Below are 20,070 nucleotides of genomic sequence, written 5' to 3' on the forward strand. Positions count from 1 at the left end.
GGCCGGCCGCATCACCGCCACCGGCTTGCCCGGCGGCCCCAGCCGCGCGTGCCCCCCAGCCGCGCGTGCCCCGCGGGCGCCGCGGGCGCCGCGGCCCAGCGCGCCCGGCGGTCCCCCGGCCGGCCCACCGCGTCCCGCCGCGCCGGGCGCCACGGCGCGGCGGCGCGCGAGGGCACGCGGTCCCGCGCGTAATCTCACGCCGTGTTCCACGTGACGGCGTTCCTGAAGCGGCTGGTCCTGGGCCCGGCACTGCGGAGCGAGGAGCTGGGCCAGACGCTGCTGCCGAAGCGGCTGGCGCTGCCGATCTTCGCTTCCGACCCGCTCTCCTCGGTCGCCTACGCGACGCAGGAGATCCTGCTGGTCCTCACCCTGGGCGGGCTGGCCTATCTGCACTTCGCCCCGTGGATCGCCGCCGCGGTCGTGTTTCTGATGGTCGTCGTCGTGCTGTCGTACCGGCAGGTGGTGCACGCCTACCCGAGCGGCGGCGGCTCCTACGAGGTCGCCTCGGCCAACCTGGGTCCCTCGGCCGGTCTCGTGGTCGCCGCTGCGCTGCTGGTCGACTATGTGATGACGGTGGCCGTGTCGGTGGCCTCCGGAGTGGACAACGTCATCTCGGCGGTGCCCGCGCTCGCCGGGTACCGGGTGCCGATGGCCCTCGTCTTCGTCGGCCTGCTGACCGCCGCCAATCTGCGCGGGGTGCGGGAGTCCGGCCGGGCCTTCGCGGCACCGACGTACCTGTTCGTCGCCGGAGTGCTGCTGATGTGCGGGACCGGGCTGCTGCGCTGGGTCCTGGGCGATCCCCCGGTGGCGGCGACCGCGCGGTACGGGATCGAGCCGGACCCGGCGGAGGCGGACCTCGCCGGCCTCGCCCTGGTGATGCTGGTGCTGCGGGCCTTCTCCAGCGGCTGCACGGCGCTCACCGGTGTCGAGGCGATCTCGAACGGGGTGCCGGCCTTCCGCAAGCCGAAGCCGCGCAACGCGGCGGCCACCCTGGCCGTGATGGGACTCATCGCCGTCGCGATGTTCGCCGGCGTCACCGCGCTGGCGATCGTCGCCGACGTCCGCGTCGCCGACGACGCCTGCCGGCTGACGGGGCTCCCCGACTGCGGGAACCACACGCAGCGCACCGTCATCGCGCAACTGGCCGCCGCCGTGTTCGGCGGGGAGAGCAGTTTCGGCTTCTTCTACGTCCAGGCCGCCACCGCCCTCGTGCTGGTCCTCGCCGCGAACACGGCCTTCAACGGCTTCCCCCTGCTCGCCTCGATCCTCGCGCAGCACCGCTACCTCCCCCGCCAGCTGCACAACAGGGGCGACCGGCTCGCCTTCTCCAACGGCATCCTGGCGCTCGCCGTCGTCGCGGGGGCGCTGCTGTGGGCGTACGAGGCGAACGTCACGAGCCTCATCCACCTCTACATCCTCGGGGTGTTCACCTCGTTCACGCTCTGCCAGAGCGGCATGGTCCGGCACTGGACCCGCGAACTGCGCACCGAGGCCGACCCGGTGCTGCGCCGCCGGCACCGCACCTCGCGGATCGTCAACGGAACCGGCGCGGCCATCACCGCGCTCGTCCTGGTGATCGTGCTGGTCACCAAGTTCACCGAGGGCGCCTGGCTGGCGGTCCTCGCGGCCGCGGTGCTGTGGGCGGCGATGAGGGGCATCCGCAGGCACTACGACGCCACGTCTGCCGAGCTCGCCGTCGCCGACCCGCGCCGGGAGCTCGCGCCGCCCTCCCGGGTCGTCACCGTGGTCCTGGTCTCCCAGCTGCACAAGGCGACGCTCCGGGCACTGGCGTACGCCCGGGCCACCCGCCCCCACCGGCTGGAGGCGGTGACCGTGGCCGTCGACCGGGAGGCCGCCCGGGAACTCAGGCGGGAGTGGGAGGAGGCCGGGATCGATGTGCCGCTGAAGATCCTGGACTCGCCCTACCGGGAGATCACCAAGCCCGCGCTGGCGTATGTGCGCTCGATCCGTCGCGAGAGCCCGAGGGACGTCGTCGCCGTGTTCATCCCCGAGTACGTCGTGGGCCACTGGTGGGAGAACCTGCTGCACAACCAGTCCGCGCTGTGGCTGAAGAGCCGGCTGCTGTTCACACCCGGGGTGATGGTGACGAGCGTCCCCTGGCAGCTGCGGTCGGCCGCCCACGCCGACCGCCCCGCCGCCCGCGCCCCGGGCGCCGTGCGCCGCGGCGAACCGGTGCCGCCCCCCAGGCGCTGACCGGTAACGCCCCCTCCCGGCGCCGGCCGGTACCGTCGTCTTGGCGCCACGGGCCCGCTGCCCGACACTGGACCGATGACGCAGCGTGTGGATCTCGCGACCGTGATGGACCGGCTGGCCGTCGACGAGATGGTCACCCGGTACGCGCTTGCCGTAGGCGACGGCGACTGGCCCGCCTACCGGGCGCTGTTCACCCGCGACGGGCGCGCCGACTACCGCGGTGCCGGCGGAGTCGAGGGGCCCGCCGCGGAGGTGGCCGCCTGGCTCGAGGAGACGATGCTGCCGTTCCCCGTGCGCCAGCACCTCATCGTGAACCGGCGGGTGCGGCTGCGGGGCGCGGCCGGGTACATGGGAGACCGGGCGGACGCGGAGGCCGACGCGGAGGCGGACGTGGAGGCGGACTACGTCACCCCGATGCAGCCGGAGTCGGGCGACGGCTTCCTGGCCGGCGGCCGGTGCGCGTTCGGCCTGGCGCGCGGGGACGGAGGATGGCGGCTGCGCTCGGTCACCGTCCGCGAGAAGTGGCGGCGTGCGGCGCTCCTGCGCGCGGCCGAATGATCGACGCTGCCCGTCCCGGCCCGGGCCGCTCCGCCACACTGGAGGCAGACAACGCTCTCGTGGAGGCGCCGCATGCGGATTCCGGTGGGCCGGCGGGAGCAGCCGGGGCGGCTGCTGTCCTCGCCGTGGTGGCGGGGCGCGGCCGCGGTGGCGGCGGGCGCGCTGCCCGCGCTCGCGTTTCCCGAGCCCGGGCTCTGGTGGTTCGCGTTCGTGGCGCTCGTGCCGTGGCTGCTGCTGGTCCGTGCCGCGCCCTCGGCCCGCCGGGCCGCGCTGGACGGCTGGCTGGGCGGTGTCGGCTTCATGATCGCCGTGCACCACTGGCTGGTGCCGAATCTGCATGTCTTCCTCGTCGTCCTGGCGGCCCTGCTCGGGCTGCTGTGGGCCCCGTGGGGGCTGCTGGTCCACCGGGCGCTGGGCGGCCGCCCCCGCGCCGGGCGGGCGGCGGTGGCGATCGCCGTCGTCCCCTCGGGCTGGCTGGCGATCGAACTGGTCCGCTCCTGGGAGGTTCTCGGCGGCCCGTGGGGACTGCTGGGCGCGAGTCAGTGGCAGGTCCCGCCGGCCCTTCGGCTCGCCTCGCTGGGCGGGGTGTGGCTGGTGACGCTGCTGGTGGTGGCGGTGAACACCGCGGCGGCCGTGCTGATGGCCGTGCCCCCGGCGCGGCTTCCCGCAGTCGCGGCCCTGTGCGCGTGCGCCCTGGCCGTCGGCGCGGTGTGGCTCTGGGTGCCGAGGCCGGACCGGACGGGCGAAGTGGTCCGGGTCGCGGTCGTCCAGCCGGGGGTCGTCAACGGCCTGGGCGGGGCGGAGCGGCGGTTCGCCCTGAGCGAGGAGCTGACCCGGCAGCTGGCGGGGCAGCGGCCCGACCTCGTGGTGTGGGGTGAGAGCAGTGTCGGCGCGGACCTGGCGGCACGGCCCGATCTGGCGGCACGGCTCGGCGCGCTGTCTCAGAAGGTGGGGGCCGATCTGCTGGTGAACGTCGACGCACGGCGCTCCGACCGGCCGGGCATCTTCAAGAGCAGTGTGCTGGTGGGTCCCGGCGGTCCGACCGGAGACCGGTACGACAAGATGCGGCTGGTCCCCTTCGGCGAGTACGTCCCGTTCCGCACCCTGCTCGGCTGGGTCACGTCGGTGGGCGAGGCCGCGGGCGAGGACCGGATGCGCGGCGACCGCCAGGTCGTGATGACCCTGCCGGCCGAGGAGGGCCGGGCGGATCTGCGGGTGGGACCGCTGGTGTGCTTCGAGTCGGCGTTCCCCGACATGAGCCGAAGCCTGGCGAGGAGCGGCGCCGGGCTTCTCGTGGCGCAGTCCGCGACCTCCACGTTCCAGGACAGCTGGGCGCCCGCGCAGCACGCCTCGCTGGCGGCGCTGCGGGCCGCGGAGTCGGGCCGGCCGATGGTGCACGCCACGCTGACGGGGGTGAGCGCGGTGCACGGGCCGGACGGGGAGCCGCTGGGGCCGCGGCTGGGTACGGACGAGAGCACCGCGGCCGTCTACGAGATCCCGCTCGCGCAGGGCACCACGCCGTATGTCCGGTTCGGGGACTGGGCGGTGTACGGCGCGCTGGCGGTGCTGGCCGGGTTCTGCGGGGCGGAGGGCGTGCGCGCCCTCAGGAAGCCGGCCGCGGAGCCTCCCGCGCCCTCCACTCGCCCGTCCCACGGATCGGCGGCACCCCCGGGGCACTGACCGGGGCACTGAACGGGGCTACCTCGATCTGCGGCGCCGCCTCGAAACCCTGGCGGCAGCCCCGGCGGAGCGGCTCCTCAGAGGTCCGACAGGCGGCGGTCCAGCCGGTCGATGGCCGCGCGCACCCCGTTGCCGTAGCCGTCGTCCCCGAGGGCCGCCGAGGCCGCCCTGGCACGGTCGAGATGGGCCCGGGCGGCCTCGGGCCGGTGGAGCTTCAGATAGTCGGCGGCCAGATTGAGATGGAGCGACGGATAGAGCCCCCGGGCGGTCACCGCGGCACCCGGCCGCTCCGGCCGCTCCTGGCCGAGCGCATCGGCGGCCGCGAGCGCCCTGAGGTCCCAGGCGAGCTCGTCGCCGGGGTCGTCCTGGGTGTCCGCCAGATAGTGGGCGAGCGTGCAGCGGTGCAGAGGGTCGCCGTCCTGCCCCAGCTGCTCCCACAGCGCGGAGAAGCGGTTGCGTGCCTCCTCGCGGTCGCCGCCGTGCAGCAGCATGATCGCCTGCCCGATCCTGGTCGTGACCGCGTCGCCCGACGCCCCCTGCTGTTCCACCACTGCGGCCCTCCAGCGCACCTCGACCCGTTGTTCCGACGCTAGCCGCCGCCGGCGGCGATCCGGCACAGGCTCGGGCGGCGGCCCGAACCTGTCAGCCGGGTGCGCCGCCCGTCAGCCGAGGTCGGGGATGCGCCAGTCGACGGCCTCGTGGCCCTGCGCGGCCAGCGCCTCGTTGATCCTGGTGAAGGGGCGCGACCCGAAGAACCGCTTGGCGGACAGCGGGGAGGGGTGCGCGCCCTTGACCACGACATGGCGCGTCTCGTCGATCAGCGGCAGCTTCTTCTGCGCGTAGTTGCCCCAGAGCACGAAGACCGCCGGGTCCGGCCGCGAGGCGACCGCGCGGATCACCGCGTCGGTGAACTTCTCCCAGCCCTTGCCCTTGTGCGAGTTCGCCTCGCCGGCCCGGACCGTCAGCACGGCGTTGAGCAGCAGCACGCCCTGCTCGGCCCACGGCGTCAGACAGCCGTTGTCCGGCACCGGCAGACCGAGCTCCTCCCGCATCTCCTTGTAGATGTTCCGCAGCGAGGGCGGGACCCGGACGCCCGGTCGCACGGAGAAGCACAGTCCGTGGCCCTGCCCCTCCCCGTGGTACGGGTCCTGCCCGAGGACCAGCACCTTCACCCGGTCGTAGGGCGTGGCGTCCAGCGCAGCGAAGACCTCCTCGCGCGGCGGGTACACCGGCCCCCTGGCGCGCTCGTCCTCGACGAAGTCGAGGAGCTCCTTGAAGTAGGGCTGCTGGAGCTCCTCTCCGAGGACGCCGCGCCACGACGCGGGCAGCATGTCGGTGTCGGTCACGTCAACAACCTCCGGTGTGCGATCGGTTACCGTCCACCGAACCTACCCCCGGCCACTGACAGCGCTCCCGCCGGTGGCGGCGGCACGGCGGACGGCCCACCGCTACCAGCTGGTCTGCCGGTGCAGCGACCACAGCTGCATGATCATCTGGGGGTCGAGGGCGCGCTCGGTGCCCGCGATCTCCTCGCCCGACGCGATGTAGATCTTGCCCTGCCACAGCGGGAGCAGCCGCACGTCCTCCACCAGGATCGCCTGGGCCCGCTCGAACTTCTTGGACACCGCTCCCCGGTCGCTCAGCTGGCGGGTCTGCGGCAGCAGCTGCTGGGTGATCTCCGGGCTGTCGTAGGGCGTCCCGAGCACGTTCTCCTTGCCGACGAAGGGCGCGATGAAGTTGTCGGGGTCCGGGAAGTCGGGGAACCAGCCACGCCCGAAGACGGGATAGCTGCCCTTCTGGTAGCCCTCCTGGAAGTCCTTCCAGGGCTTGCCCTGGATCGTGACCTCGAACAGCTCGGACTGCTCCAGCTGCCGCTTGATCTCGGCGAACTCGGCGGCGGTGGCCGAGCCGTAGCGGTCGGTCGTGAACCAGAGGTCGAGTTCGACCGGCGTCTCGACGCCCGCCTCCTCCAGGATGTCCCGCGCCTTCGCCGCGCTGGGGTCGCCGTACCTGTCGAAGAAACTGGTGGCGTGGCCCGCGATGCCCTTGGGAACCATGGAGTACAGCGGCTCGGCCGTGCCCCGGTACACCTTGTCGACGAGTTCGCCGCGGTCGATCAGCTGGGCGATCGCCTGCCGGACCTCGACCTCGCCGGCGGCGGGGTCCTCGGGGTTGAACACCAGGTAGCGGATGTCGACTCCGGGGCTCTCCACGATCTGGAGGCCCTCGTTCGCCTCCTTCTTCTCCTGGAGATCGACGACCTCCTCCGCGGTAAGTCCCAGGTAGGTGGCGTCGATCTCCTTGTTCTTGAGCGCGGCCACCATGGCCTCGGACTGCGTGAAGTAGCGGATGGTGACGGCGTGGTTCTTGCGGTCGGCGAAGCCGTTGTAGCGGGCGTTCTTCCTGAGTTCGGCCCGCTCGCCCTCTTCGTACGACTCCAGGGTGAAGGGACCCGAGCCGGTGAGCCCGCCGTCCTCCCGCAGCTTGTCGGCGGGGTACTCGGCCGGGTCGACCAGGGCCATCGCCGGGGTGGCGAGCACGAACGGGAACGTGGCGTCCGGCTTGGAGAGCTCGAAGACGACCGTGCGCGCCCCCTCCGTGCGTATCTCCTTCAGCGAGCCCAGCAGCCCGTTGGGCCCGCCGTTGACGTCGATGGTGCGGATGCGGTCGATCGAGTGCTTGACCGCGGTCGCGTCCAGCACGTGCCCGTTGGAGAAGGTCAGCCCCTCGCGGAGGGTGCACCGCAGCTCGGTGTTGGTGGAATCGGCGAACGTGCACTGCTCCGCGGCGTCCGGCTGGGGGGAGGTGCTCGCCGTGGGGAAGCTCAGGAGCGTCTGGAAGACGTTCCGGTACAGCTCCCACGAGCTGTCCCAGGCGGCGGCGGGGTCGAGTGTGCTGGGCGCACTCGTCGTGCCGACCACGATGGGCTGCGCACCATCGGCGTCATCGTCCGAAAACAGACCGCATCCCGTCACCAGCGACAGCGACGCAAGGGCTGCAGCCGCCCGCAGCATCGTCCGGTTGAACACGTGCACGCTCCTCGTTCAGCCATGGGTCGGCGAACAATACCGCAGCGCCCCACCGGGACAACGGCACAGCCCGGTGGGGCACTTGAGTCGATTCTGAGCCATTCAGGAGAAAATCGGCTCAGTGGACTCCGGCATTGAGGAAAATGCCGCCGTCGACCACGAGCGTCTGGCCCGTGATCCAGTCCGACTGGCCGGACGTGAGGAAGGCGGCGGCCCCGCCGATGTCCTCGGGGACACCGAGCCGCGCCATCGGGTAGACGGCGGCGGCCTCGGCCTCCCGGCCCTCGTACAGCGCCTCGGCGAACTTGGTCTTGACCACGGCGGGTGCGATGGCGTTGACCCGCACCGCCGGCGCGAACTCATGCGCCAGCTGGAGGGTCAGATTGACCATGGCCGCCTTGCTCATCCCGTACGCCCCGATGAACGGGGATGCCGAGAGCCCGGCGATGGACGCGATGTTCACGATCGCACCGCCGTGCTCCTTCTGCCAGGCCTTCCAGGTCTGCTGGGCGAACCCGAGCGCCGAGATCACGTTCGTCTCGTAGACCTTGCGGGCGACGCCGAGGTCCAGCTCGGCGATGGGCCCGAAGACCGGGTTGGTGCCGGCGTTGTTCACGAGGAAGTCGACCCGCCCGAACGCCTCCATCACCCGCTCGACCGCGACCACCTGGTGCGCCTCGTCGTGGGCCTTGCCCGCGACGGCGATCGCCCGGTCCGCGCCGAGGCTCTCCACGGCCTCCTTCAGCGCGTCCTCGCCTCGGCCGGTGATGCACACCCGGTCACCGCGGGCGACGAGCGCCTCGGCGACGCCGTAGCCGATACCGCGGCTCCCGCCCGTCACCAGGGCCACCTTGCCTGAGAGCGGAGGAAGCTCTCGTTCCTGTGCGGTCATCCCAGTCGCCTCCGGTTCAGTTGAGCGGGCCGCCGGCCACGTACATGACCTGGCCGGAGACGAATCCTGCGTCGTCGCCCGCGAAGAACGCGATCGCGTGGGCGACGTCCTCCGGACGGCCGACCCGCTGGACGGGGATCTGCGTGGCGGCCGCCGCCTGGAACTCCTCGAAGCCCATGCCGACCCGGGCAGCCGTCTGGGCGGTCATCTCCGTGGCGATGAACCCGGGTGCGACGGCGTTGGCGGTGACACCGAACTTGCCGAGTTCCTTGGCGAGCGTCTTGGTGAGGCCCTGCAGACCGGCCTTGACCGCCGAGTAGTTCGCCTGGCCCCGGTTGCCCAGCGCGGAGCTGGAGGAGAGGGACACGATACGGCCGAATCCGGCGTCGACCATGTACTTCTGGCATGCCCTGGCCATCAGGAACGCGCCCTTGAGATGCACGTCCACCACGGTGTCCCAGTCGGACTCGCTCATCTTGAACAGCAGGTTGTCGCGGAGCACACCCGCGTTGTTGACGAGGACCGTCGGCGCGCCGAGCTCGGCGGCGACCCGCGCCACGGCCGCCTCGACCTGCCCGGAGTCCGAGACGTCGCAGCCGACGGCGATCGCCTTGCCGCCCATCGCGGTGATCTTCTCGACGGTGTCCTTGCACGCCGCCTCGTCGAGGTCGAGTACGGCCACGGCACGGCCCTCGGCCGCCAGGCGCACGGCGGTGGCGGCGCCGATGCCGCGCGCCGCTCCCGTCACGATCGCGATGCGCTGCTCGCTGCTGGACATGGTTGGTTCTCCTCGCCCTCGGGATCCCTTGGATGCGGCTCGCCCGGTGAACACGGCTCGCCCGGCACCGCCCGTCGACTCCCCGACATGGGTGAGCGACCGCTTAGTACCTTCAGCAGACGAGACGCTAGAAGCCCTGGCACCCGGTGTCAACGGCACACCGGGCGCCCGCGGTCCCGCGGCGCCGCCGAAAAGCCCGTTCAGCGCACCAGGGTGTCCAGCAGCCGCTCGGCCTCCGCCTCCGGATCGGCCGTCAGCCCGGTGTGGACGGGACCCGGCTGCACCACGGTGGAACGCGGTGCGATCAGCCAGCGGAAACGCCGCCCCGCGTCGTCCCGAGCCGCCTGCCCGGCCTCCTCCCCGCCGCGGCAGACCCCCTCCACAGCGCGCAGCGCCGCCCGCACACCGGTCACATCGGCCCGCGGGTCCAGCGCCCTCAGCTTGGTCTCGTCCAGATGGGTGCGGGCGGCCACGAAGGACCGGGCACGGCAGTAGACCACCACACCCGCGTTGAAGCACTCGCCGCGGTCGACCCGCGGGACGATGCGCAGCAGCGCGTACTCGAAGACGTCACGCCCTTGGCCCCGCCCGTTCACTGGCCGCCGTCCTTCGCGCTCTTCCCGGTGGGCTGCGGCCGGGAGCCGAGACGCCCGGTGAGCCAGCCCGGCGCCTGGGACGGCCGGGGCCGGGAGGGGGCGTCGAGGGTGATGCGCTCATGGATCGTGACCGCCCTCGGCAGCAGCGCCGCCACGTAGGCGCGGCGGACCGCGTCGGCGGAGTCGAACCCGGGCTCGTCCACGAGCCATTCGTCGGGCACGTCCGCGGTCACCTCGCTCAGCAGCTCCCGGGTGACCAGGGGGGCCAGCGCGGCGGCCGCACCCGCGACATCGGGCCGGAACGGCGCCAGGGCGTGGTCCGACGCGTCGTAGGGCCTTTCCGCGGAGGCCTCGGCGCCCGGCCAGTTGTGGTGCCAGATCATGGTGGCACCGTGGTCGATGAGCCACAGGCCGCCGTGCCACACCAGCATGTTGGGGTTCCGCCAGGAGCGGTCCACGTTGTTGATCAGCGCGTCGAACCAGACGACGCGCCCCGCCTCCTCGGGGTCCACCGCGTAGGCGAGCGGGTCGAAGCCGATCGAGCCGGGCAGGAAGTCCATCCCGAGGTTCAGCCCGCCGCTGGCCTTGAGCAGCTCCTGAACCTCCTGGTCGGGCTCGGAGAGGCCGATGACCGGGTCGAGCTGCATCCGGACCAGCTCGGGGACGCGCAGCCCTAGCCGGCGCCCCAGCTGCCCGCAGACCACCTCGGCCACCAGGGTCTTGCGCCCCTGTCCGGCCCCGGTGAACTTCATGACGTACGTACCGAGATCGTCGGCCTCGACGATCCCCGGGAGCGAACCCCCCTCACGCAAAGGCGTGACATAGCGGGTCGCTACGACCTCTTCCAACACTTTCCCAGGCCACCCATCTCTTCAGTCCTGCCGTCCACGGACGACTTCTCCGGGGCGCACAGGCGCAGATCGCCGGTCAACGGTACTGGGGAGAATCCGGGGAGTCCCAGCCGGCGGGCAGGCCAGCCCCGCTCCCCCGGCAGACCGTCGCTGGCGCAGCTCCCTTTGCTGCCGGCCGGAGGCCGGCAGCAAAGGGAGCATAGTGACCGACGGTGATCATCTGCGCGGGGCCCTGCGGGTGTGTCCGCTCAGCGCCTGGATGCCGCGCCGGACGCTGTCCCCGGCCATCGCAGACCGGCCCGGCGGCCTCCTTGCGGCGAGGTGGCCCCCAAGCACGTCTCCGCGGCCGCCGCGGAAGGCGGTGCCGCCCGCCCCGGCGGCTCCCGGCGACTGTTCCCTGCCGATGGCGAGCAAGCCGAGGAGGCCCCTCACGCGCAGCTGACGGCGGAGGTGTTCCGGGACGCGCAGACCCGGAATGGATCCCCGGTCGCGCCGCCGGCGGACGGCGCGACCAGGACGCGGCTCAGCTGATCGGGCCGAAGATCCCGGTGCGGTCGAAATCGGCGTCCATGCCGTCCAGCACCGCTCCCAGTTGCCTCTCCTCGTACCTGAAGTGCGTCTCCATGACCGCCTCGATCCCGTCCAGATGGCGGTGCGCCACCTCCGGGTCGGTCGAGTCGGCCACCGCCTTCTGCAATCCGCCGATGAGGTGCTCGATCATGTTGTGGTCCTGCGTCAGCTTCGCGACCACCGGTGCCAGGTCGGGTCGCGCCCGTACCAGTTCCGGGAACAGCGAACCGTCCTCGGCGCGATGGTGGCCGGACAGGGCAGCGCAGAAGCCGTGGCAGAACAGCAGCAGATCGCCTGCGGCGTCAGCGGGGTCGCCGCCGTCCAGTCCCGCCCGCGCCAGCGCCAGCGCATTGCGCAGCTTGCCGTGCACCCGCTGCAGTTCCCCGCCCCAGGCGGTGACACGGTCAGTCGGCAAGAACGTCCTCCCTTCGCAGCCGGGCCGCGCACGCGGCCGTCCAGGACGCGGTGTGCGGCTCGCGCGCCATGCACGTGTGCGGCTCGCCGCCGTACTCCACGCCGCCGGCCAGGCCGATGCCGTGGCCGCCGCCCGGGGAGACGTGCGACTCCACCGGTACCGCGGCCGCCGCCGGCGCCCGGGTCCGCTCCGGGGCCTCGGGCTGGCCCGGCGGGTCCTGAGCGGTGGCCCACGCGAAGGCCGGACACGGCGACGCGTCCACATGCATGGCCGGGGACGGCTCGTCCTCGAGGGGCAGCAGGTCGCCGTGCAGGTTCTCGACCACCGACGGCGGCAGCAGGTCGAGGCCGGCCGGCGCATAGGCCGGAATCGCGAAGTCCGGTCGGGGCGGGTCGGCGACGCCCTCCTCGACGGACAGGACCCGGCCGGTCATGAGCAGGCCGGCGAGTTGGCCGCCCGCGCCTGATCCGATGACGCCGGCCCTGCCGACATCGAGACCGTGGTCGCCGTTGCGGATGTGGTCCGACCCGGCCCGGGCGTCTTCGAGCGGGGCCGGGAACCGGTCCGGCAGCAGCCGGCAGGACGGGACGAAGGCGTGGATGCCGAGGCCGGACAGCCGGCGCGCGCAGCCTTCGCCCTCGTGCGGCGGAAGTTCCCGGACGCCGCCGCCGGGCAGGACGAGGACGGCGGGTCGGGGGCCGAAGAACCGGTCCCCGGCGGGGTCGAGCATGGCTTTCTGTGAGATGGGGGTGGGAATGGCCAGAGCCACCTTTCGATATGGCGCCTCCATGCCTGGCGATCCATCCGCCACCGGCACGCGACGCTGCACAAGACTATAACCACCAAGGAAAAACGGGCTGTTGGGTCGCGCTGCCACAAGGACGGCGGAGCTCATCGAGTTCGCCCACCTCGACCACGCGGGGGCCCCGCGGGTCGACGCCCTGGGCACCGTGCAGGAGCGCAGTCGCCTTCTCCAGCCCCGTACGGCCGGGGTCCCCGGGCTCCGGAGAAGGAGAAGACCTTCCGGGAAGGACACCCGCCCGCGTCGTCGTGGCGGCACCGCGGCATCCGCCGTACAGGTCCCGAGATCCGCGCCCACTGGATCCCACCGCCTCTCCAGGCGGACGGCCGATCCGACCCCGACCGGCGCCTCGGCCCCGGACACGCCCCCGGCCGGCGGTCCAACCGCTGCGATGGGAAGGGGCGCTGCCGGTGCGGGAACATCCTGTACCGGGTGGACGGCATCGCGGGCGGTCCGCAGCTGTGCTCGTACCGACACGAGACGCGCGTCTCCGGCGAACCCGCCGTCCCCTCCCGCGGCCGCTCGGACTCCGTGTGGCCCCGGGAGGCGGAACTCCGGACCTCGGCAGCGACGCCCGCGGACGGACCACGGGAGGGCCCCGGGCCGGCCGCGATACGGCGGTCGGACCGGTGCCGGTCGGGCGTCGACCGGCACCGGCCGCAGAGCGGATGAGAAGCCCGCAAGACGCCGGAGAAGGGTGGAGACGGGCCGGGGCGTCGCCCGCGGGCGGCCCACGCCGCAGCAGGCGCGTGAGATGGCGGACCGCTGACGCCGGGGATGGCACCCGGGGCTACTTCGCACGCAATCCGGCGTGCCCGATGAACGACGGGCGGCCCGGTCCCGTAGAACATCACGAGCGGCCCGGTAGGAGGGCCGATGGGGAAAGGGAGCGGCATGACCGGAACGCAGGGACCGTCGCGCACCACGGTGGCACGTCGCACCGTCTTCACCGCTGCCGGCGGCGTCGGGCTCGCCGCGGCGCTGACGGCGTGCGGCGGATCGGACGGGGCGGAAAGCGGGACGGTGAATCCGGCGGACGGCGGCGCGACCGCCGGCTCCACCGGAGGTGCGACCGCCGGCTCCACCGGCGGCACGACGGGCGGCACGACGGGCGGAGGCGGCGGCGAGGTCATCGCCAGTGTCGCCGACATCCCCGAGGGCGGCGGCAAGGTGATCGGCGACATCGTCGTGACACAGCCGGCGGCGGGGGAGTTCAAGGCCTTCTCCTCGAAGTGCACCCACCAGGGCTGTGCGGTCAAGAGCGTCGCCGACGGCCTGATCAACTGCCCTTGCCACAACAGCAACTTCGACGCCGGTGACGGCAGTGTGAAGAGCGGACCGGCCACCACACCGCTGCCGCCCGCGGAGATCGTCGTGGAAGGCGACTCGATCAGGCTCGCCTGACGGGCCGCGTCGGGCCGCACGCTCAGGCGCGTGCCGCCCGACGCGGCGCCCTCCAGCACGCGAGCACCTCGTCGGTGGTGGTGACGGTGGAGACCAGAGCCAGCGTGTTCCTGACCATCGCGGGGGTGTACTCGGGAGGTACCCCCGCGATCGCGTCCACGGGAACGACCGCGCAGTAGCCGAGGTTGACCGCGTCGAAGACGGCGTTCGGTATCGCGACGTTGGCCGAGACGCCCGTGACGACGAGCGTGCGGCAGCCCAGACCGCGCAGCAGCGCGTCCACCCCGGTCCCGGCGATCGGGGACAGGCCGTGCAGCCGGCGTACCACGATGTCCTCCTCCGCGACCTCGATGGGTTCGGCGACGCGGACCGCCTTGCTGCCCGAGTGCTGCTGCACCGGCAGCCGCACGGCAGCCCGGAACAGCGGGGCGTTGCTGCCGGCCCCGCGGCCGTCGGGGCGCCGCTCCGCCACCGCGTGTACCACCTGCACCCCTGCCGCGTGGGCGACCTCCACGAGCCGCGCGGTGTTCTCCAGGGCTCCCGAGGACCTCGCCTGCGCCGCCAGTTCCGGGAGAGCACTGTCCCGGCCGACGACGCCCTGCTGGCATTCGACGGTGAGCAGCACCGTACCGGGCGGATCGAGTGGTGCGATCAGCTGTTCGTGACGGGACATTCGCCTCACCCTCCTGCTTCTCGTTCGCCCGGGACGCGGACCGCCCGGCCGGCTGCGGGGCAGCGGAAGGCCGCCCGGGCCCGGATAGTCCGGGCGACCGGGCGACCGGGCGACCGGGCGACCGGGCGACCGGGCGCGCGACGTTAGCGGGCATTGCGCCAGGGCGGAGGAGCCCTCATGATTTCTGACACCACATCAGCCGGCCGCCGGTGCAGGCCGGCTCGCGGAAAGGGGCGCCGATGGCCGCCGCACAGCGCAGGGGCAGGCGCATCATGATGTCGCCGGACGAGGTGGATGCCTTCCTCACCGGGCAGCGCACCTGCCGGGTGGCCACGGTCTCCCCCGACGGCGCGCCCCATGTCAGCGCCCTGTGGTTCGCGTGGGACGGCACCTCGCTGTGGCTGTACTCGATCACCCGCAGCCGGCGGTGGTCCGAGCTGCGCCGGGATCCGCGGATCGCGGTCGTGGTGGATGCCGGGGAGGAGTACGGCGATCTGCGGGGAGTGGAACTCTCCGGCACCGCGTTGTTTGTGGGCGAGGCCCCCCGAACCGGCGCGCCCTGCCCTGAACTGGAAGCACCCGAGCGGTTGTTCGCCGCCAAGAACTTCGGCCTGGACGCGATGCCGCACGACGGCCGGCACGGGTGGCTGCGGCTGACCCCGGAGGCGGTCGTGTCGTGGGACTTCCGCAAGCTCACCGAGCTGTGAGATCCGGCGGGGGCCGTGGTCCGGGATGCGCTGACGGCCGCGGTGGAGCGGGCCGGGCCAGTGGGGCGCAAGATGCCCGGTGAGGCCGGGTCTTCCCGTCAAGGAGCGGCGTCCGGTGCGGTGCATCGCAGCGCGCCGGATCGACCTCGTCGCGGTTCTCCTCGGCTGATCCGGCAACGGCGAGTCGCCGTGCCGGGGGTCGCGACGCGTCACGGAGCGAGCGTCGCCTGACGCGGCACGAGAAGGTGCAGATCGGACCCCAAAGTGCCGGTGGGGCCCCGGTGAGGCCGGTGGGGCCGGAGGTGGCGGCGGCGGCCGCGGGTCGGCCGGGACACGGGCTCCGCCCCCACCACCGGCGCGCGGCCACGGGCAGGACGGCCCCGCACCCGTCGGGCGTCAGACCCGCTCAGCAGCCGACCGCAGCGCCGCAAGCGCCGCGCGGATCGAGGGTCGCCGATCCGCGTCCGCACGCCAGACCGCGTAGATGTGCCGGCGTACTTTCTGGCGTACCGGAACGAGGGTGACTCCGCCGGGGACCGGCCCCCGGCCCAGCCTCGGCGCCACACAGACGCCGAGGCCCGCTGCGATCAGGGCCAGCTGCGTGTGGTGTTCGCCCGCGAGATGGACGATACGGGGTTCGATGCCCTTGGCGCGCAGGGTGGACACCAGCCACTCGTAGCAGAATTCGCCCTCGGGCCAGGACACCCAGTCGTCGCCCGCGAAGTCCTCCAGATCCACCTGCGCGCGCCCGGCGAGGGGATGATCCGCGGGCATGGCCACGTCAGCCGCGTCGTCCAGCAGCGGCTCGCGCGCGAGCCCGTCCGGCACGGGCAGCCGCTTGTTGCTCCAGTCAAGCGCCACCGCCAGGTCGAGATCGCCGCGGAGCACCTCGCGCAGAGCGCGCTCGGGCTCCCGTTCGCTGGTGCGCACCCGCAGGTCGGGGTGGTCGACGCGCAGCGCCCTGAGTGCCGCGGGGAAGAGCCCCCGGGCGGCCGTCGGGAACGCCCCGAGCCGCAGCTCGCCGACGGCCCGGCCCCGCTGGGCCTCGATGTCGGCCTGGGCGAGTTCGACCTGCGACAGGATCCGGGCGGCGTGGTCGGCGAGCAGGCGCCCGGCTTCCGTGAGCCGCACCCCGCGGCCGTTCCTGGCCAGCAGCTGCTGGCCCACCTCCCGTTCCAGCTTGGCCATCTGCTGCGACACGGCCGACGTCGTGACATGCAGCCCTCCGGCCGCGGCCCTGACGGATCCGTGCCGGGCCAGGGCGTCCAGGGTCCGCAGGCGCTCCAGATTCAACATGTAAGCAACTCTAATCAGAGCAGTCTAAGAAATCTCGCTTGTTCTAAGGAGTCATAGACCCCAGGGTGGAGCCCATGACCACCGTCACGCCGCCGCCGTCGCCGTCCACGGCCCCTGCCACAGGGCCCGTCCCTCCCCCCGCGGCCCCGCACTCCTGCGGCCACGGCCGCCCTGCCGCCGGCTGGCGTCTGAGGTTCGCCGCACTCGCCCTGATCTGGGGCTTCAGCTTTCTGCTGATCAAGGTCGGCACGCACGGCTACGCGCCGCTCCAGGTCGCCTTCGGCCGGGTGCTCTTCGGTACGGCGGTGCTGGCCGCCGCCATGGCGGTACGGCGGGAGCGACTGCCACGCGCAGTGCGCACCTGGGCGCATCTGGCGGTCGCGGCGTTCTTCCTCAACGCACTGCCGTTCTCGCTCTTCGCCTATGCGGAGCTGACCATCTCCTCGACGCTGGCCGGGATCTGCAACGCCACGTCCCCGCTGTGGGGCATGGCGCTGTCGCTGGTGGCGCTGTCCGAGGACCGGCCCACCCGCCGCCGTGTCGCCGGTCTCGGCATCGGGTTCCTCGGCGTGCTCACCGTGCTGGGCGCCTGGCAGGGCTTCTCCGGGCTCGACGCAGGGGGGACGGCGATGGCCCTGCTCGCGTCCCTGAGCTATGCGGTCGGCTGGATATACGTCCGCCGTACGCTCGCGGGCTCGCGCTCCTCCCACCTGTCCCTGACGGGGGTGCAGCTGGCGCTGGCGTCCCTTCAGCTGGCCGTGGTGACACCGCTGTTCACGAGCCTGCCGGACTCGTTCCCGATGGTCCCGCTGCTCGCAGTGGTCATGCTGGGCACCCTGGGCACCGGGGTGGCCATGCTGGTGCAGTACGGGCTGGTAGCGGAGGTCGGACCCACGACCGCGACCATGGTCACGTACTTCATCCCGGTCATCTCCACCGCCGCCGGGGTCACGCTGCTCGGCGAGCAGCTGGGCTGGAACACCCCGGTGGGCGCCCTGATCGTACTGGTGGGCGCCGCACTCACCCAGGGCAGGCCCGGGCCGGCACCGGCACCGGCGGCAGGGAAGGGCATCGGGCGGCGCCGGGTGGGCAACGGGCGGCCGTGACCGCACGGACGCGGTCCGGCGGAAGCCACCGCCGGGCCTGACCGCACGGACGCAAACCGGCGGAAGCCACCGCCGGGCCTGACCGCACGGACGCAGACCGGCGGAGGCCGTCCCGGACACGGGCGTACGAGCGCAGACCGGCGGAGGCCGTCCGCCCGGCCTGCCCCCGTCGCAGCAGGTCGGGGCAGCGCGTGGCTCCACAGGTACGCAAGGCGTCCGCATCCGCCCCACCCGGCCCCGCCGCCGGACGCCTGGCCGACAGCGGCCGCGGCCGTCCGGCGAGCACGGCGAAGGGCAAGCGCGGCCGCACCGCTCAGCCATAGCTGCGCGGCGGTACGGGCGCCGCCGCCCGGGCCACCGCGTCGGCGAGCACGTCGATGTCACAGGCCGTCAGGCCCGACACCGTCAGCCGCACCGCCGGCGGCGACGAGAGGCGGAAGCGGGCCCCCGGCGCGACGGCCCAGCCGGCGTGGAGCAGGCGTGCCACCACTCCGGTCTCGTCGGCCACGGGCACCCACACGTTCATCCCGCTGCGGCCGTGCGCCCGGACACCGCGCTCGGCCAGTGCGCCCAGAAGCGCGTCACGCCGGTCCCCGTAGGCGGCCGCCACGGCCACCGGGTCGACGGCCCCGGACGCCCACAGCGCCACGACGGCACGCTGGGTCAGCCGGCTCACCCAGCCGGGACCGAGCGCCTGCCTGCCCTGGAGGCGGTCGAGGGTGACCCGGTCCCCGGTGAGCACGGCGAGCCTGAGGTCCGGGCCGTAGGCCTTGGCGACCGACCGCACGAGCACCCAGTGGTCCGTGACGCCGGCGAGGGGGTGCAGGGGGACGTCGACGATGGCGTAGCCGTGGTCGTCCTCGACGAGCAGGGTCCGGGGGTACCGTCCGAGCACGTCGCGCAACTGATCGGCGCGCGGAGCGGAGACCGCGGCACCCGTGGGGTTCTGGGCCCGGCCGGTCACGATCAGGGCCCTCGCGCCGCGTTCGAGTACCCGTTCCACGTCCTCGGGGCGCGGGCCGTCGTCGTCGACGGGGACCGGAACCGGCCGCAGTCCGAGCGCCGGGATCAGGTCCAGCAGACTCGCCCAGGCGGGGTCCTCCACGGCCACCGCGTCCCCGGGGCGCAGATGGGCGTGGAGCACGCGCTCCACGGCGTCGAGCGACCCGGAGGTGACGGCGACCGGGCCGTCCGGTACGCCGTCCGAGTCCAGTGCGGCCCTGGCCATCCGCGCCAGCTCCGGATCGACGGGGGGCTCCCCGTAGAGCACCGGCCGCGCGTCATGGTGGCGTACCGCTGCCGCGAAGGCGTCGTGGAGCGGGGGCAGCAGGGCCGTGTCGGGGTTGCCCTCGGAGATCTGCCGCACGCCGGGAGGGGCGTCGATCGCGAGCGAGCCGCGTGCCGTGCTGGCCGGCCTTTCCCGCACCCGGCTGCCGTTGCGGCCGGCCGTCTCGATCACTCCGCGCTCGCGCAGGATCCGGTAGGCCGCGGCCACGGTGTTCGGGTTGACCCCCAGGAGGGCCGCCAGCTTCCTCATGGGTGGCAGCAGCCGGCCCGGCGGAAGGTCCCCCGACGCGACGCCGCGCTCGATGCTGGCCGCGATCTCCGACGCGCCACGACCCTGGATGACATACTCTACTAGCACAAAAAACATTATGCACTAGTGCAATGGAGATGTGGAATGACACCGCCGCAGGCGTCGCCCTCCTACCGGGCCACCGACCGGACCGTCCCCACTCGGGCGCGGGAGCGCGCCTCCCACGACCGCGAACTGGTGCACGCGATCCTCGACGAGACCTCCGTCTGCCATCTCGGTTTCCTCCGCGACGGGGCGCCCGTCGTCCTGCCGACGCTCTACGGCCGCGTCGGCGACACGCTGTATGTGCACGGTTCGACCGGGTCCCGTCCGCTGCGCACCGCGGGGCGGGCGGGGCAGACGGGTCCGGGACTGGCGGTCTGCCTCACCGTCACCCATGTCGACGGCCTGGTCCTGGCCCGCTCCGCGTTCCACCACTCGATCAACTACCGTTCGGTGGTGGTCCACGGGACCGCCCGCCCGGTCACCGACCCGGAGGAGCAGCGCGCCGCGCTCGACGCCCTGGTCGACCATGTCCTCCCCGGGCGCTCATCGGACTCGCGCCCCGCCAACGCCAGAGAGCTCGCCGCGACAGCCGTGCTCCGGCTGGATCTGGACGAGGTCTCCGCAAAGGTCCGCACGGGCCCTCCCGCCGACGACCCGCAGGACGGGGCACTGCCCTACTGGACCGGGGTCGTCCCGCTGGTACGCGGCTACGGCGCACCGGTCCCCGCCGACGACCTGGATCCGTCGGTACCGCTGCCCTCCTACCTCTCCGCCCTGTAGCCCCGCAGCCGCGCAGCCCCGCAGCCCCGGAACCGGCGCTGCCACCAGGCGGTGCGCTCCGGCCGGCCCGGTGTGCCCGAGGGCCCGGAGCCGGCCGGCTCCGGGCCCTCGGGCACACCGGCGGTCGCGGCGGCGTA

General features: G+C 73.2%; 19 protein-coding genes. 7 read left to right on the plus strand and 12 right to left on the minus strand.

Annotated elements, in window-relative coordinates:
• The first annotated feature begins 201 nt into the window (after positions 1-201).
• From SCWH03_RS04980 to lnt, 3 genes are all read left to right on the plus strand, one after another.
• Positions 202-2,214: an APC family permease gene (locus tag SCWH03_RS04980; protein WP_173262331.1), complete on the plus strand. Its 2,013-nt coding sequence runs from the start codon at positions 202-204 to the stop codon at positions 2,212-2,214.
• A gap of 75 nt (positions 2,215-2,289) precedes the next feature.
• Positions 2,290-2,772, plus strand: coding sequence for a nuclear transport factor 2 family protein (locus SCWH03_RS04985; RefSeq protein WP_173262334.1), 483 nt, complete (start codon positions 2,290-2,292; stop codon positions 2,770-2,772).
• A 72-nt stretch (positions 2,773-2,844) separates the two neighbouring features.
• A complete protein-coding gene (gene lnt / locus SCWH03_RS04990; protein ID WP_173262337.1) occupies positions 2,845-4,452 on the plus strand; it encodes an apolipoprotein N-acyltransferase in 1,608 nt (535 codons plus the stop codon).
• Positions 4,453-4,529: 77 nt separating this feature from the next.
• Here the strand turns inward: lnt and SCWH03_RS04995 are convergent, their stop codons facing one another.
• The 9 genes from SCWH03_RS04995 to SCWH03_RS28800 all read right to left on the minus strand — a co-directional run bounded on the left by SCWH03_RS04995 (position 4,530) and on the right by SCWH03_RS28800 (position 12,313).
• On the minus strand, positions 4,530-5,003 hold the full coding sequence (locus SCWH03_RS04995; RefSeq protein ID WP_173262341.1) for a hypothetical protein: 474 nt from the start codon (positions 5,001-5,003) through the stop codon (positions 4,530-4,532).
• 111 nt (positions 5,004-5,114) lie between these two features.
• Positions 5,115-5,798 carry a uracil-DNA glycosylase gene (gene ung, locus SCWH03_RS05000; protein ID WP_173262345.1) on the minus strand — a complete coding sequence of 228 codons (684 nt, stop codon included), beginning with the start codon at positions 5,796-5,798 and terminating at the stop codon, positions 5,115-5,117.
• A gap of 102 nt (positions 5,799-5,900) precedes the next feature.
• Positions 5,901-7,481: an ABC transporter substrate-binding protein gene (locus SCWH03_RS05005; protein ID WP_173262349.1), complete on the minus strand. Its 1,581-nt coding sequence runs from the start codon at positions 7,479-7,481 to the stop codon at positions 5,901-5,903.
• Between the two features lie 118 nt (positions 7,482-7,599).
• Positions 7,600-8,373 (minus strand): SDR family oxidoreductase, encoded by a 774-nt coding sequence (locus SCWH03_RS05010; protein ID WP_173262351.1) that lies wholly within the window; start codon positions 8,371-8,373, stop codon positions 7,600-7,602.
• Positions 8,374-8,389: 16 nt separating this feature from the next.
• Positions 8,390-9,151, minus strand: a complete 762-nt coding sequence (fabG, locus tag SCWH03_RS05015; protein ID WP_173262356.1) for a 3-oxoacyl-ACP reductase FabG — start codon at positions 9,149-9,151, stop codon at positions 8,390-8,392.
• A 200-nt stretch (positions 9,152-9,351) separates the two neighbouring features.
• Entirely contained in the window at positions 9,352-9,747 is a 396-nt protein-coding gene (locus SCWH03_RS05020; protein ID WP_173262359.1) for a DUF3037 domain-containing protein, read from the minus strand.
• Complete coding sequence (locus SCWH03_RS05025) at positions 9,744-10,598, minus strand: HipA family kinase (RefSeq protein WP_173262362.1); 855 nt, start codon at positions 10,596-10,598, stop codon at positions 9,744-9,746. Before SCWH03_RS05025 ends, SCWH03_RS05020 begins: the two co-directional genes overlap by 4 nt.
• A 523-nt stretch (positions 10,599-11,121) precedes the next feature.
• On the minus strand, positions 11,122-11,583 hold the full coding sequence (locus SCWH03_RS28795) for a hemerythrin domain-containing protein (protein WP_173262366.1): 462 nt from the start codon (positions 11,581-11,583) through the stop codon (positions 11,122-11,124).
• A complete protein-coding gene (locus tag SCWH03_RS28800; protein WP_254076567.1) occupies positions 11,573-12,313 on the minus strand; it encodes an alpha/beta hydrolase in 741 nt (246 codons plus the stop codon). Before SCWH03_RS28800 ends, SCWH03_RS28795 begins: the two co-directional genes overlap by 11 nt.
• 966 nt (positions 12,314-13,279) lie before the next feature.
• On the opposite strand from SCWH03_RS28800, the gene SCWH03_RS05040 reads away from it, so the two are divergent.
• Complete coding sequence (locus SCWH03_RS05040; protein WP_173262373.1) at positions 13,280-13,789, plus strand: Rieske (2Fe-2S) protein; 510 nt, start codon at positions 13,280-13,282, stop codon at positions 13,787-13,789.
• A 22-nt stretch (positions 13,790-13,811) separates the two neighbouring features.
• Here the strand turns inward: SCWH03_RS05040 and SCWH03_RS05045 are convergent, their stop codons facing one another.
• Positions 13,812-14,462 (minus strand): cysteine hydrolase family protein, encoded by a 651-nt coding sequence (locus tag SCWH03_RS05045; RefSeq protein ID WP_173262376.1) that lies wholly within the window; start codon positions 14,460-14,462, stop codon positions 13,812-13,814.
• A 239-nt stretch (positions 14,463-14,701) separates the two neighbouring features.
• Between SCWH03_RS05045 and SCWH03_RS05050 the strand changes: the two genes are divergently transcribed.
• Positions 14,702-15,169, plus strand: coding sequence for a pyridoxamine 5'-phosphate oxidase family protein (locus SCWH03_RS05050; RefSeq protein WP_173262380.1), 468 nt, complete (start codon positions 14,702-14,704; stop codon positions 15,167-15,169).
• Between the two features lie 396 nt (positions 15,170-15,565).
• Here SCWH03_RS05050 and SCWH03_RS05055 read toward each other — a convergent pair whose 3' ends face one another.
• A complete protein-coding gene (locus tag SCWH03_RS05055; RefSeq protein ID WP_173262383.1) occupies positions 15,566-16,465 on the minus strand; it encodes a LysR family transcriptional regulator in 900 nt (299 codons plus the stop codon).
• Between the two features lie 74 nt (positions 16,466-16,539).
• Here SCWH03_RS05055 and SCWH03_RS05060 point away from each other — a divergent pair, with 74 nt between their 5' ends.
• The gene (locus SCWH03_RS05060; protein ID WP_173262386.1) at positions 16,540-17,571 is read left to right on the plus strand and encodes a DMT family transporter; all 1,032 of its coding nucleotides are present in this window, start codon (positions 16,540-16,542) and stop codon (positions 17,569-17,571) included.
• 313 nt (positions 17,572-17,884) lie between these two features.
• Here SCWH03_RS05060 and SCWH03_RS05065 read toward each other — a convergent pair whose 3' ends face one another.
• The gene (locus SCWH03_RS05065; protein WP_216854713.1) at positions 17,885-19,216 is read right to left on the minus strand and encodes an aminotransferase class I/II-fold pyridoxal phosphate-dependent enzyme; all 1,332 of its coding nucleotides are present in this window, start codon (positions 19,214-19,216) and stop codon (positions 17,885-17,887) included.
• A gap of 36 nt (positions 19,217-19,252) precedes the next feature.
• Between SCWH03_RS05065 and SCWH03_RS05070 the strand changes: the two genes are divergently transcribed.
• Positions 19,253-19,933: a pyridoxamine 5'-phosphate oxidase family protein gene (locus tag SCWH03_RS05070; RefSeq protein WP_173262392.1), complete on the plus strand. Its 681-nt coding sequence runs from the start codon at positions 19,253-19,255 to the stop codon at positions 19,931-19,933.
• Positions 19,934-20,070: the final 137 nt, after the last annotated feature.

Origin of the sequence: Streptomyces pacificus (assembly GCF_011766325.1) — a bacterium.
Classification (GTDB): Bacteria; Actinomycetota; Actinomycetes; order Streptomycetales; family Streptomycetaceae; genus Streptomyces; species Streptomyces pacificus.